We start from the raw sequence: 13722 nt of genomic DNA on the forward strand, positions 1-13722 counted from the left end.
CCGCGCCAGCCCGAGCCCGGGCCGGCCGTGGCCGCTGCAGCCGTCGGGCCCACGAGGCGTCGGACCGGTGGCCGCCCGCCGAGCAGCGGGGCGGTGCGGCCCGGCGCGGCCGCCGTCGGGGGCAGCGCGTCGAGCGGCGCGCCCAGGCCTCCGCGGGTGCGGGCCGTGGACGGGGTCGGGGACGGGGTCGGGGACGGGGTGGAACGTACCTGTCCGGCACGTTCGGTGTTCGGTGACGAAGGCACCGACGGCGTCGACGACGGTTCGGACGGCGACGCGGATGTATGTGCGGATGCGTGCGCGGACGCGGCGGTGCCGCCCCCGGCCGGGGCCCGCTGGACGCTGGGTGCGGCACCGGTGGCACCGCGCTCGGCGCGGGACGGCGCCCGGCCGCCCTGCTGCGCGACCGTACGGGTGCGGTCCTGGGTGGCCTCGGGCCCGCCCGTTCCGGTCCCGGTGGACCCCGGGGCGGCGGGGACGACCGGCATGGCCGGTCCAGCCGGGGCGGCGTCACCGGGCCGGGGCCCGACCACGGGCGTGGCGCTCGCGGGCAGCGAGGTCAAGGGCGCGCCGAGGACCGGCCGGGCGGGCACGGCAGCGCCACCGGGCGCGGCAGCACCGGGCACAGCGGAAGCGGGCGCGGCGGCGCCCGGTGCGACGGCTCGTTGGACGACCCCTTCGGGCCGCCCGGCCGGCGCGAACGCCGCACCGCCGACCGGCGCCGAAACCGGAGCCGCACCCTGATCCGGACCCGGAGCGGGCCGCACGTCAGCCTCCGCCCTCTCGGGCGAACGGGTGCCGGCGGCCGGGTCCGTCCGACGGCTCGACGGTTCGACGGCGGTCCCCGGCGTTCTGCTCGGGGCCGGGACCGCCGTCACCGGGCGCGCGGGCAGTGCCCGGGGGCGCCGCGCCACGGTCAGGGGTGCGCCGACGGAACGGGTTCGCACCGGGCGCACCGGGCCGGCCGCGTCACTGCGGCGCGGGGACGCGACGTCCCCCTCGGGCGCGGGTGCAGTGCCGGCGGTGTCACCGGGGCCGGCGGCGTCTGTGGTGGTGGAAGGACCGCTCGGGCCGGCAGCGCCGCCGCTCCGGCCCGGAGCGGCCGACCGCTGGACCGCTGCGGGGCGCGCGCCCCGCGGCGCCGAGCGCACGGGAAGCCGCCGCACCGCACCGGCCCGCTGGACCGGTCGTGGCTGCCCGGACTCCCCGGGCTCGGCCGCCGGTTGCGCCTCCGCGGCCCCGGGCCCGGCCGCGCCGGGCGCACCCGGGGCGACCGGCATCGCCAGTCCGGTCCCGCCCGCGACGGCGGCGGCCGGGGCGACCGGTACCGCCATCGCCCGCAGGATGCCGACCGGCGCGGACGGCAGGACCGCGTGGCCGAGCGGACCGCTCAGCGAGGGGTCCTGCCAGGAGGCGAGACAGGACCGGAACCTCAGGCCGTCGCTGACCCCGTGCGGCGGGGTCGCCAGGGTCGGGGCCAGTGGCCGCACCGCGCGCCACCCCCCGTCCCCCGTCGGCGGACGACGCCGAGCCACGCCGTCGGCACCTCCGACGGCGCCGACGGCCCCGGCGGCGCCGGAGTCACCGCTCGCGCCGCCGGCCGTCGTCACCGACGGCAGTGCCGCCGGTGAATCGGCCGACGACCCGGCCGTCGACTCGTCCGCCCTCCGGCGGCCGATCCAGTCCCGAAGCCCCACCCGGCTCACCCTCCTTCGCTGACACGGGTGTTGAGACGGGCGATCTCGCGCACCCACTGCCCGCGTTCACGGTGGGTCAGGTCGAGGATGTCCTCCCGCTGCCAGTGGAAGTGGTAGGCGATGTACGCGATCTCCTCGTACAGCCGAGCAGGCGCGTACGTCACGATTCCCCCAGGCGCCCACCGGCGAGGTCGACCTCGAAGGCGCCGTCGCAGTGCGGGCAGGTCACCGCGGCGCGCGTGTGGCCTTCGCTGTTGATCCGCTGGTAGAGGTCCTGGAGGAACGCGACGTCGGTGGCGTACATCCGCTCGACGATCCCGGCGTGCACGTCGGTGAGGTCGCCCAGCCTGGTGATGACGTGACTGAGCAGCACCACGCTCAGGTAGGCCGGGTTCTCCTTGACCCGCAGGTCGATCTGCGGCATCAGCTCGTCGCGGGCGGTGGCCAGGCGCATGGTGCCGTGCCGGTGGACGGTGCCCTCGTCGTCGACGTAGCCGAGCGGCAGCTCGAAGTCGAACTCGGTGTGCGGTGCCTGCCCCCGGGGGCCCGGCGCTCCGGCCGGTCCCGCCGGACCCGCGGGCTGCTGCTGCGGCGGCGCGGTGTTCTGCGGGGCCGGGGCCCGTTCCAGGAGTTCGTCAAGGCCGATCCGTCGCCTCACTCTACGCTGATCTCCTCGAACACGATGGTCACGGTCTCCGTCGCGGCGCTGGACTCGCCGGCGGTGAGCGTGGGGCCCTCCCAGCGGCTGGCCCAGGCATTGGTCAGCTGGATCCGCCGCAGGGTGGCACCGGTGGTGTCCTTGACCTCGATGGTGAGGTTCTGCCGCGCGGTGTTGATCGCCCCGTTGTTGAGGGTCTCCTTGATCCAGGTGGTGAACGCGCCGCTCTTGTCGAGGCCGCGGGTGATCGTCACCTCGCCGGGCAGCCGGGCGCCCGGCTGCTTGCGGACGATCAGCTTGCCCTCCTGGGTCACCTGCTTGTACTCGACGACCTCCTGGTCGACCGTCAGATTGCTGATCTCCTTGACGGACTCGACGTTGTAGCCGCCGAGTTGGACGCCGAAGATGTGTGTGGAGAGCGGATCGCCTTCAGCCATGGCTAGTTGTCACCTTCCGATGGGGTGCCGACCGGGTACCGGGTAGTACGGGTGCCGGTCACTCGTTGACGAGGCTCGTGCTGTCTGAGAACTGGGACAGCCGGAACACCACGAACTCCGCCGGCTTCACCGGAGAGACCCCGATCTCGCAGATCACCTGGCCGAGGTCGATGGACTCCGGCGGGTTGTTCTCGCGGTCGCACTTGACGTAGAAGGCCTCGGCCGCGGTCTGGCCGAACAGCGCGCCGCGCCGCCACTCCTCGGTGAGGAACGCGGTGATGTTCCGGCGGATGCTGGACCACAGCCGGTCGTCGTTGGGTTCGAAGACGACCCACTGGGTCCCCAGGAGGATGGACTCCTCCAGGTAGTTGAAGAGCCGGCGCACGTTCAGGTAGCGCCAGGCCGGGTCGGAGGAGAGGGTGCGCGCGCCCCAGATCCGGATGCCGCGTCCGGGGAAGGCCCGCACGCAGTTGACGCCGATCGGGTTCAGCAGGTCCTGTTCGCCCTTGCTGAGGCGTATCTCCAGGTCGACCGCGCCGCGGATGACCTCGTTGGCGGGCGCCTTGTGCACGCCGCGCTCGGCGTCGCTGCGCGCCCACACCCCGGCGGCGTGCCCGCTCGGCGGGACCATCACGTTGCGGCCGCTCGCCGGGTCGAAGACCTTGATCCACGGGTAGTACAGGGCGGCGTAGCGGGAGTCGAAGCCCGCCTCGTCGTTGCGCCAGGTCCGCATCTGCTGGGCGTTGAGGCCGGGCGGCGGGTCCAGGACGGCGATCCGGTCGCCCATCTGCTCGCAGTGCGACATCACGGCGAGCTGGACGGTCCGCAGTCCCTCGCCGTCGATGTCGCCGCGCTGGTAGGCGCTCATCAGGTCGGGCACCGCGACCATGGTGATCTCGTCGATCGCCTCCAGGCCGGAGAAGCCGGTCCGGGCGGCGGCGTCGCCGACGTACTCGGCGGGGTCGAGCCGGCCGGCCGGGGCCGCGACGGGCCCGGTCGCCGGCGCCGGGGCGGCGGCGAGGGCGTGGGTCGTGCGCTCGGGGCGGCTCGGGGCGGTGCCGGGCTGCTCGACGACGGCGACCAGCTTCGACTCGCGCAGCTGGGTGACGACGTAGCCCTTGGTGCTCTTGCGGGTCGAGACGTCGTACGTCTCCACGACCTCGGCGCCGCGGCGGACCAGCAGGCGGAAGCGGTCCTCGGGGACGTTGTCACCCTCGACGTCGGCGATTTCGAGGGAGACCCCGCCGCCCGCGCCGGGCAGCGCCGTGAAGAGGAAGCCGGCGATCGCGACGGGCACGGGCCCGCCGACGGCGGCGGCCGGGGCGGCGCCGGGCGTCCGCCGGGCCGGGTCGCCGACCCGCACGACGTAGGCGGAGCCGCCGCCGTTGGCGAAGTACCCGTACACCGAGTGGGCCAGGTAGGTGCCCTCGGTGAATCCGCCGAACCGCTGGACGTACTGGTCCCAGTTGGTCACCAGCGTGGGCTCGTGGAAGGGACCGGTCTCGGCGAAGCCGACGAAAGCGGCGACGGCGGTGCCGACCCCCTCGATCGGCCGGGCACCGGACTGGACCTCCTCCACGTACACGCCCGGGGTGAGGTAGGACGGCATTCGCGCTCCTTCGGGTGGCCGGTCATTCGTCCACGAGTCTGCTGCCCGACCCCCGCCCGGGGACATGTCCGCAGGTCCCGGACCGGGGGCAAGAACGACTGCCCCGGCGGGCACCCGACGGGTACGCGCGGACCCGTCCGACCTGCGGCGGGCCCACCGCCCCGCCGATCCGACCGAGCCGCCTGACCCGCCGACCCGGCCCCCACGACCCCGCCGACCCGGCCCCCACGACCCGCCCAGACCCCGCCACCGTCCGGGCGGTGGCGAGTCAGAGCCGCCCGGCGTCCCCGAGGACGCCCAGCCAGGGCCCGAACTCGCTCTCCAACACCAGCCGGCCGAGTTTTCGGTACTCGCCGACCACCGCGGCGACCAGCTGCGCCATGCCCAGCGGGGCACCCGCGCCGGCCGCCAGGTAGGCCGCGGAGACCGCACAGGCCCGGATGGAGCCGCCGGTGAGTTCGAAGTGCCGGGCGCAGAAGTCCAGGTCGAGGTCGTCACCACGGGGCAGCCGCGGCCCCAGGCAGCGGTCCCACAGCACCCGTCGCTGTGCCTCGTCCGGCCGCGGGAACTCCGCGATGACGTCGAGTCGCCGGGTGAACGCCTCGTCGAGGTTGGCGCGCAGGTTGGACGTCAGCACCGCGATCCCGTCGAACGACTCCATGCGCTGGAGCAGGTAGGCCGTCTCGACGTTGGCGTGGCGGTCGTGCGCGTCCTTGACCTGCGAGCGCTTCCCGAACAGCGCGTCCGCCTCGTCGAACAGCAGGACGCCGTTCACCTGCGCGGCCTCGGTGAAGATCCGTTCCAGGTTCTTCTCGGTCTCGCCGACGTACTTGTCCACCACGGTGGACAGGTCCACGACGTACAGCTCCATGCCGAGCTCCGCCGCGACCACCTCGGCCGACATCGTCTTGCCGGTGCCCGACTCCCCCGCGAACAGGGCGATCACGCCGTTGCCCCGGCCGCCGCCGGGCCGCATCCGCCAGTTCCCGAGCACCTGGTCGCGGTGGCGGGCCCGCAGCACGAGTTCGCGCAGCCGGCCCGCGGTGGGACCGGGCAGCACCAGGTCGCCCCAGCCGACGCCGGGTTCGATCCGGCGGGCGAGGCGGGCCAGGCCGGCCGCGTTCTGCGCCCGCACCGCGGACCGGACGTCCTCGGCGCGCACCGGGCGCCGCTCGGCGGCCGCCGTCCTGACCGCCACCGCGGCGGCCCGCTCCAGCTGCTCCTGGTCCACCCGGTAGGCGGCCACCGCCTCGGTGAGCTCCTCGCTCAGCGGCTCCGGTTCCCGCCCGTCCGGCCGGGCGCCCAGCGCCCGGGCCCAGCGGGCGGCCCGGCCGTGCGCGTCCGGCGGCGGGACGGTGAGCACCACGGGGCTCTCCCGTGCCCAGGCCGGGTCCCACACCTGCGACCCGTGCACGACCAGCGGCACGCCGGTGAGTTCCGCGCACAGCTCGCGCAACAGGGCGGCCCGTTCGGGCCGTTCGGGTTCGAGGCGGTCCAGCGGGCCGAACACGACGCCGCCCCCGCCCAGCCGGGCCTCGCGGGCCAGCACCCGCACGGTTCCGGGCGACGGGCGGGCGGCCAGCGCGCCGGCGTCGACGACCAGGGGTGCCCGTCCGTCGGCCGCGAGGGCGGCCACCGCCGGCGGCACGGCGTGCCCGCCCCGGTCCAGCAGGTGCACCAGCCCGCCGGTCGCGGCGGCCGCGAGCACCCGCTCGACGAACTCCGCGGCCGCACCGGTGCCGACGGCACCCGCCGCGTCCGCACCGGCCACGTCCGCACCGGCGGCCGCGCGGCGGGCCAGCCCGGCGAGCGCGCCGTCCGGCTCGTCGCCGCCGAGCAGGTGGGCCGTCACCCGCTCCGGCACCCGCAGGGTGCGGGAGAGCAGCGGACGCTCCGGCTCGGTGACCTCCAGGAGGCCGCCGGCGACCAGGGGGGCCCGTACCGAGAAGCGGGAGCGGCCGGCGCCGGCCGCTCCCGGCAGGCCGCACAGTTCGAGGGCCAGTCCGACGGTCGCCCGGCGTCGGGTCAGGTCGTCGTTGAGGTAGCCGTAGAGCTGTTCGAAGCGGGTGTCGAGGTCGGGGGCCAGGGCCACCAGCAGGAGTTCGAGGTCCAGCGGGAGCAGCCCGAAGGCCCCGCAGAGCCGCGCGAGCCGGGAGCCGGGGGGCGGCGGCGCGGGCCCGTCGCCGAGGGCGGCCCCGCCGGCGCCCGACGCGGCGGAGGCCGCGAGGATCCGTTCCACCGCGTCCGGGCCGAGGTACTGGCCGCGGTAGGGGTCGTCGGGGTCCGGGTCGTCGGCCCGGCGTTCGCGCACCGCGGTCCTGACCCGCTGCTCGACCCGTTGCAGCCGGTCCCAGAGGTCGTCGGGGCCGGGGCCCGCCACGACGGGCGCGGCCGCCGTGGCGGCCGCCGTGACCGGTGCGGCCGGTCCGAGGTCGATGCTCATCGTGTCCTCCCCCGTGCCCGGCGGCCCGGCGGCAGCTCGCGGTCCCGGGGAGCGGCGAAGCCGTCCGGTCCCGGGTCGGTGGCGCCGTGGTAGCGCAGTCGTCGGCCCGGGCCGTCGGCGGGCGCCGCACCGTCCCCGGCGGCGGCGCCGGCGTCCCGGCCGGTGTCCTGGACGTGCACCACCAGGCCCTCGGTGACCGGCGGTCCGACGGGGCTGCGCCCGCCGGGCAGCGGGGCGAGTGCCCGGAGGTCGATCGAGGGCCGCAGCTCCCCGCCGAGCGCGGACCACACGTCGGAGACCGACGGCAGTCCGGTGTCGCGCCCGGCGATGTCGAGCCCGACGGTGAGTCCGAGCTGCGCGAGCGTCCCGGTGAGCGTCCGGGCGGGCAGCGCGTCCACGGCCGTCAGGCACTGCAGCACCTCGGCCAGCAGGCGGTGTTCGTCCTGCGCCCGGTTGGTCCAGACGGTGACCAGGTAGGCCAGCTCGAACCAGCGGGGCGCGGCGCGGTGGGCGACCACCACGCCGTCCGCGTCGTACTCGGCGACCTCGCCCGCCTGCCGGCGGTCCGTCTCCTCACGGATCCCGTAGAGGAAGACGCTGACCGTCGGCGCGGTGCGCCGGGCGGTGAAGTCCCGGGTGGGCGCGTCGAAGACCACCTCGACGCCGCGTTCCGGCAGTCCGGCCTCGGCGAGCAGGAGCCGCAGCGCCTCGTCGACCTCGTGGATCATCGCCGCTCCACCTCCCCCGGCGGGCCGATGCTGCCCTCGACCACGAGGAACGGGGTGGTCACCGGGGAGAACCCGGGGCCGTCGGCGGTGATGGTCCGCGGGCCGGTCTCGTCCTTGGGCAGGATGAGCAGCTGGCCGGCGAAGGTCCCGTCGGCCCGGGGGTAGGTGGGGGCGGCCGCGGCGGTGATGCCGGGCTGCCAGGTGAACCGCACCGGGACGCCGGGCGGGAAGTCCACGCCGCGCACGGAGGTCACGAAGCCGGGCTTGCCGATCGGCGGCACCGCGACGATGCGGGGCTGCAGGATGCGCAGCGGGGTGCTCGCCCGGTGCGGTCCCGGGTCGGCGTCGGTGCCGGTGGTGGTCAGTTCCGCGGTGACGGTGGTCTGCAGGGGCGCGTCGGGTGACAGCACCACCCGGACCACCTGGCTGCCGCCCGGGGAGAGGTCGGCCAGCTGGCAGGTCCCGGCCCGGCAGCCCGGGGGCAGCGCCTCGGTGGGCACCCCGGCGGGCAGGCCGAGGGACAGCCGCAGCCCGGTCGCGAGGGCCTGGCCGGTGTTGCGCACCGTGTAGCTGACGGTCACGTGGCCGCCGACGTAGCCGGGGTTCGGCTGGGCGTCGACCGACACTCCGGGGCCGGCCTGCGGCGGCGGGGCCGGCGCGGGTGCGGGTGCGGGGGGCGGGGGTACGGGGGTCGGCGTGGTGGTGGGGGTCGGAGCCGGGGTCGGTGTCGAGCTCGGGCTCGGCGACGCGGACGGTGACGGTGTGGGCGTCGGCGAGGGGGTCGGCGGGTCCAGCACCGGCAGGAGGGTCCGGGCGGAGTCGTCGCCGGGGTTGGGGTCGACGACCGTCCCGGTGACGCTCCAGCCGAACTCCCGGCTGCCGGTGCTCGTGCCGATCAGCCGGGCGGTGACCTTGACCACCGCGCCGGGTGCCAGGGTGCCGAGGTCGCACCGCAACGCCGCGGCGTCGCACTGCCCGACCGGGGTGGTCAGTGCGCCGAGCCGGGCGCCGGTGGGCACCGAGGCGGTGAGGACGGTGGCGGGCGAGGGCGCGGGGCCCTTGTTGGTGACGGTGATCGTCACGTCGGTGCCGCCGCCGACGGGGACCGCGGGGGTCCGCTCGGGTGCGCTCAGCGCCAGGTCGACGGACTGCTGGACGGCGGGCTCCTTCTGACGGCCCGGCAGTCGCCGGGCGAGCGGGGTGAGCGTGCCGGACGCGAAGTCGTAGACGGCCAGTCCCTCCGGCGAGTTGGGCGGCAGGGCCCGGCGGGAGGTGAGCACCAGTTGCGCGCCGTTCGCCGTCCAGGCGACGTCGCGGGGCTGGAAGGGGCCGGACTCGGAGGTGTCGGGCAGCGGCCGGGTGCAGGCGTCCTTCTGCCCGCGGAGCCCGGTGGGCAGCAGGACGGTGCAGTCGCCGCCGGTGGGCGCCATGGTCAGCACCCCGTTGCGCTGGTTGTTGCCGCCGTCACCGCCCTTGCGGTTGAAGGCGATGCGCCGGCCGTCGGGCGAGAAGGCGGGGCTGTCGTCGATGACGTCGCAGGCGCCCGGGCAGGCCGTCCGGCTGAGGTCGGTCTGCTTGCCGAGGTCGTCGGCGGGCACGGTCCACAGGTGCAGGTTGCCGGCGTTGCCGTTGATCACCGCGCTCCGGGAGAAGACGATCAGCTTCCCGTCGGGGGACCAGAAGGGCTGGCCGTCCGATGCGCCCGGCTGGCCGGCCGGCGGCTGGACGGTGCCGACGATCGCCCCGGTGGAGACCTGGGCGATCAGGACCCGGCCCGGGCGGGCCGGTTGCCCGCCGCCGCCCGGGGAGCTGCGGCTGAACACGATCAGCCGGCCGTCCGGCGAGACGGAGGGGTCGGTGTCCCGGTCGAGCGGGCCGCGGCCGGCCAGGTTCATCGGGTGCGGGTTCGCGCCGTCGGCGTCGGTCAGCCAGATCCGCTGGATCCGCCCGGCCGGCGAGTCCTCGTAGCGGGTGACCACGATCTGCCGGCCGTCGGGCGTGTAGCCCTGCCGCTCGAACCAGGGGTCGTAGCCGGGGCGGGGGTGGAAGAGCGGGTCGGCCGCGGGGTCGGGGTCGGTGGTGGTGGCGGCGGCCGGGTCCTCCGTGAGCACGCTGACGCCGAGGTCGCGCGGGTCGGAGCCGTCGGGGCGGATGTCCTGCAGGTCGGCGATGTTGGAGGCGGTGGCGCTGGTCTGTTCGACCACCGGCCCGCCCTTGTCCTGGCTGCCCAGCCAGGCCGGGGTCGCGATCAACCGGTCGGTGCTGTAGAGCACCTTGGGGTCGTCGCAGGAGCAGGTCGGCGCGCGGTACAGGTTGACGACCGGTGGTGTGGGCGGTTCGGGCCGCTGCGGCGGGGTGGCGGGGGTGAGCAGGTCGGAGCTGAGGAAGAGGACTCCGCTGCCGTCGGCCAGCCAGGAGGCGGAGCCGGTCCGCCAGGTGGAGCCGGTGCGGAGGAAGAAGGCCTTGTCGCCGCCGGTGGGCGAGGTGAGCATCAGGGTCCGGCCCTGGTCGGCACCCTTGTCCCAGGTGTAGACGATCTGGTTGCGGTGCGCGTCGTCGTCGACCGGGTTCCAGCTCGGGTCGACGGCGTCGCCGGTGGTCACGGCGGTGATCTTGGTCGGCGCGCCGCCGGCGAACGGCCGCAGGTAGATCTGGGTGTGCGCCGGGTCGCCGGTGCAGGCGTAGGCGACCCACCGGCCGTCGGGCGAGACGGTCGGGTGGGTCTCGTCGGACGAGCCGTCGGTCAGCCGGCGCAGCCCGCCGCCGTCCCGGTTCACCACCCACAGGACGTGCTGGGGCTTCCCGCCGGTCCCGGGCTCCACCGACTCGAAGACGACGGCCTTGCCGTCCGGGGCCAGCGCGGGGTGGGCGGTGTCCATGCCGGTGGTGAGCTTGTGCACCGCACCGGCCGCGTCGCGCAGGTAGACCTGGGGCAGCGGGCCGTCCCGCAGGCTGGTGAAGACCAGTTCGTCGCCGCGGGCGGAGGGGTCCTGGTCGAAGTGGACCGGGCCGGGCCCGAACAGCGGGGTGCTGGCCGCCGCACCGGTCACCCGGCCGAGGCCCCGGTGGTTGGTGCCGGCGAAGACGATCCGTCCGGCGGTGGGCTCGGCGGCGGCGGCCGGGGCCACGGGGGCGCTCTGCCCGCCGGGGGCGGCGATGCCCAGGGTCACCACGGCCGCCGCCAGCGCGAGCAGGACCGCGACGGCGGCTCGGGCCGGCCGCCGGACGGAGCGGGGAGTGGCGGTGGCGCCGATCACGCTCGACCTCACAGGTTGGCAGGGGCGTTTTCCCGCAGTCTCCCCGGCCCGGAAGCCCGGGAACAGAGCCCGGACGCCCGAGCCGGGGGTAACAACGGGTGTCCCCGGAGGGCAGGCGGCCACGACCGCGCGCCCCTCAGATCAGGCCGCGCCGCATGGCGTACCCCACCGCGTGCGCCCGGTTGCGCAGTCCGAGACGCGTGATGATCTCGTGCAGCACGTTCTTGACGGTGCGTTCGGAGTAGGAGGTCTTGGCGGCTATCTCACTGGTGTCGAAGCCCTCCGCGACCAGCCGGAGCATCTCCGCCTCCCGGGCCGTCAGGGTCGACAGGGTCAGGCCCCGCCCGTCGAGCATGGTGCGCTGAAGCATCCCGATCCGGTCGAGCAGCTCGCCGAGCAGGTCCCCGGGCATCACGCCCTCGCCGTTGGCCAGGGCCGTGATGAGGTGCACCAGCCGGTCCTGGTCCGCCTCCGAGCGGCGCAGCACGGCGGCGACCCCGCACTCGACGATCGTCTGCAGCCCGCCGGCCTCGAAGTGCCCCACCACCAGGCCTATGGCGCCCGAGGTGGCGAGCCGCAGCCGGCGCAGGTGCTCGGCCACCGCCTCCGTCATGGCGTCGACGACCAGCAGGGAGACCTCCGCCCGTGCCGCCTCGCTCTCGCTGAGCAGCTCCACCTCGGGCCGCTGGCGCAACTGCTGGACCACGCCGGTCTGCAGGATCAGGTCCTCGGCGTAGACCGCCACGCGCACCTGGGCCGGCTTGCCCCGCACTTGGGCGGAGGTGACCGGCCCGGACGGCCTGGTGGTGCCGGCCGTCCTGGTGCCGGTGGAGGGACGGGCGGTGCCGGACGTGCGGGAGCTGCCGGGCTGCGGGGGCACCAGCGCCCGCAGGGTGGTGACGGCTTCCTCACGGCAGGCGCGGGACGTATCGGTCGATGTCATCGAACTACTCCATTTCCTCAGTGGACCTGTGGTGGTGACGGCCGGTCGCCGCGGCGGCGAGGCGCCGGTCGTCGGCCCGGGGTGGTGCGGGTGCCCGGCTCGCGGGGTGCGCCGTGACGGCGCCGGGCAGGGTCGGTCGGTCCCCGCGGGCAAGGGGTGTGCCCACAGCTTGCCCGCACGGCCCTCTCATCCGACGCGCCGACAGGCCTACCGTCACGCTATGACCACATCCGCCGAACTCGGCCTGCCCGCCATCACGGTGGCGCCCGGTGGCGTGGCCACCACGACCCTGACGGTACGTAACGATCTTGACATCGTTGAGGCGTACTCGTTGGAGGTGGTCGGCGACTGCGCCGCGTGGACGACGGTCGAGCCCGCCCGGATCTCCCTCTTTCCCGGGACGTCCGAGACGGTGACGGTGCGTCTGGCCCCGCCGCGATCCTCCGCCGCCCGGGCCGGTGAGTTCCCCCTCGGCATCCGGGTGCTGCCGGCCGAACGACCCGAGCTGGTGACGGTCCCGGAGGCCGCCGTCACCGTGACGCCCTTCCACGAGCTGCAGGCGGCGCTCGCACCGCGCCGCCGCCGCGGCTGGCTGCGCGGACGCTACCGCGCCTCGGTGCGCAACCTCGGGAACACGCCCGGCACGGTGGTCCTCACGCCCGGCCAGGCCGGGGAGGACCTGCGGTTCCGGGTCACCCCGGAGCGGCTGCGGCTGGAACCCGGCGAGTCCGCCGAACTGCGGCTGCAGGCGCGGACCCGCAAGCTGATCTGGTTCGGCAAGCCCGCCGCCTGGCCGTTCGAGGCCACGGTGGGCCCGCAGGACGCCCCGGGCGGCAAGGGCCCGGACGGCAAGGGCCCGGACGGCAAGGAGGCCGCCGGCGCCGCGGGGACCACCGGCAGCGGCACGGACGGCACGTCCGGGACCGCTCCGGCCGATCCCCTGACGGCCGTCCAGCGTCCGCGCCTGGACGGTGAGTTCATCCAACTTCCGATCCTCCCCAAGTGGCTGCTCGCTCTCCTGGCGGCGCTGCTCGCGCTGCTGCTGGCCTGGTTCGCCCTGGTCCGCCCGGCGGTGCGCAGCTCCGCGAAGCAGGCCGCCGAGCAGGCCGTCGCCCAGCAGAGCGCCACCCCCACCCCGGCCGCGACCCCCGGCGCCCCCGCGCCCGGTGCGCCGACGGCCTCCCCGGGCGGGAGCCCCGGCGGCCAGTCCAAGCCGGGCGCCGGGCAGTCGAGCCCCGGCACCGGCGGCCGGAACTCCGGCCCGGGCGGGCTGGCGGTGCCGGGCACCGGCCAGCAGAGTTCCGCCACGATCGACGTGCAGAGCGCGAACGCCTCGTCCGCCGTGGGCAGTTACCAGGTGCCGCACGGCAAGGTCTTCGACATCACGGACCTCGTGGTCGCCAACTTCCAGGGTGACCAAGGGCTAATCACCATCACGGCCGGAAACCAGGTGATCACCACGATCGCCCTGGAGACCTTCCGCAACCAGGACTACCACTGGGTGACCCCCATCCAGGTGACCGAGGACCAGGCGGTGACGGCGAGCGTGACCTGCGAGTCCCCGGGCACCCCGGCCTCGGGCAAGCAGGCGTCCACGTGCCACGAACTCCTCAACATCAGCGGTGCACTGAGCGACATCAGGCAGGGGAACTGAAGCGGCGTACAGCGTGACCTTCCCTCTCCGGGCAACCGGACCGGAACGGTACGCCCGGCGCCCCGACGATGGCGACGGGTCCCTTTCGACCCGTTCGTCTCCGATCACTCCCTCCCGTATCTCCTCCCACGCCCCGTGACCATGTCAACACGGCGCGGACAGCGCCGCCGGTCAGGGCACCTGCCGACAACCCCGGCAGGACCGGACCGACCGGGCCAAGGCTGCCCTTGCGGGCAACCGAACCGTGCCCCGCAGGGCAGTCGGCCAGTCCCCCGGGGGCGGCGAAGTCTGCCCTG

9 protein-coding genes are annotated in these 13722 nt (G+C 75.5%); 1 reads left to right on the forward strand and 8 read right to left on the reverse strand.

Annotation, left to right across the window (positions count from 1 at the left end; translation table 11 throughout):
- Positions 1 to 1702: 1702 nt before the first annotated feature.
- From ACFV0O_RS17875 to ACFV0O_RS17910, 8 genes are all read right to left on the reverse strand, one after another.
- Positions 1703 to 1861 carry a DUF6760 family protein gene (locus ACFV0O_RS17875; RefSeq protein WP_167344238.1) on the reverse strand — a complete coding sequence of 53 codons (159 nt, stop codon included), beginning with the start codon at positions 1859 to 1861 and terminating at the stop codon, positions 1703 to 1705.
- Complete coding sequence (locus ACFV0O_RS17880) at positions 1858 to 2355, reverse strand: hypothetical protein (RefSeq protein ID WP_380342440.1); 498 nt, start codon at positions 2353 to 2355, stop codon at positions 1858 to 1860. The genes ACFV0O_RS17875 and ACFV0O_RS17880 overlap by 4 nt, the downstream gene beginning before the upstream one ends.
- On the reverse strand, positions 2352 to 2792 hold the full coding sequence (locus tag ACFV0O_RS17885; protein WP_189917863.1) for a phage tail protein: 441 nt from the start codon (positions 2790 to 2792) through the stop codon (positions 2352 to 2354). Before ACFV0O_RS17885 ends, ACFV0O_RS17880 begins: the two co-directional genes overlap by 4 nt.
- Positions 2793 to 2850: 58 nt before the next feature.
- On the reverse strand, positions 2851 to 4401 hold the full coding sequence (locus ACFV0O_RS17890; RefSeq protein WP_380342443.1) for a phage tail sheath family protein: 1551 nt from the start codon (positions 4399 to 4401) through the stop codon (positions 2851 to 2853).
- A 268-nt stretch (positions 4402 to 4669) separates the two neighbouring features.
- Positions 4670 to 6844 carry an ATP-binding protein gene (locus tag ACFV0O_RS17895; RefSeq protein WP_380342446.1) on the reverse strand — a complete coding sequence of 725 codons (2175 nt, stop codon included), beginning with the start codon at positions 6842 to 6844 and terminating at the stop codon, positions 4670 to 4672.
- Positions 6841 to 7572 carry a DUF4255 domain-containing protein gene (locus tag ACFV0O_RS17900; protein ID WP_380342448.1) on the reverse strand — a complete coding sequence of 244 codons (732 nt, stop codon included), beginning with the start codon at positions 7570 to 7572 and terminating at the stop codon, positions 6841 to 6843. Before ACFV0O_RS17900 ends, ACFV0O_RS17895 begins: the two co-directional genes overlap by 4 nt.
- Positions 7569 to 10826, reverse strand: a complete 3258-nt coding sequence (locus tag ACFV0O_RS17905; protein WP_380342675.1) for a hypothetical protein — start codon at positions 10824 to 10826, stop codon at positions 7569 to 7571. The genes ACFV0O_RS17900 and ACFV0O_RS17905 overlap by 4 nt, the downstream gene beginning before the upstream one ends.
- Positions 10827 to 10965: 139 nt before the next feature.
- Positions 10966 to 11772 carry a response regulator transcription factor gene (locus tag ACFV0O_RS17910; RefSeq protein WP_380342451.1) on the reverse strand — a complete coding sequence of 269 codons (807 nt, stop codon included), beginning with the start codon at positions 11770 to 11772 and terminating at the stop codon, positions 10966 to 10968.
- A gap of 220 nt (positions 11773 to 11992) precedes the next feature.
- Here ACFV0O_RS17910 and ACFV0O_RS17915 point away from each other — a divergent pair, with 220 nt between their 5' ends.
- A complete protein-coding gene (locus tag ACFV0O_RS17915) occupies positions 11993 to 13426 on the forward strand; it encodes a hydrolytic protein (protein WP_380342454.1) in 1434 nt (477 codons plus the stop codon).
- The last annotated feature ends 296 nt before the right edge of the window (positions 13427 to 13722 follow it).

The organism is Kitasatospora sp. NPDC059577 (assembly GCF_042735475.1).
Taxonomy (GTDB): Bacteria; Actinomycetota; Actinomycetes; order Streptomycetales; family Streptomycetaceae; genus Kitasatospora.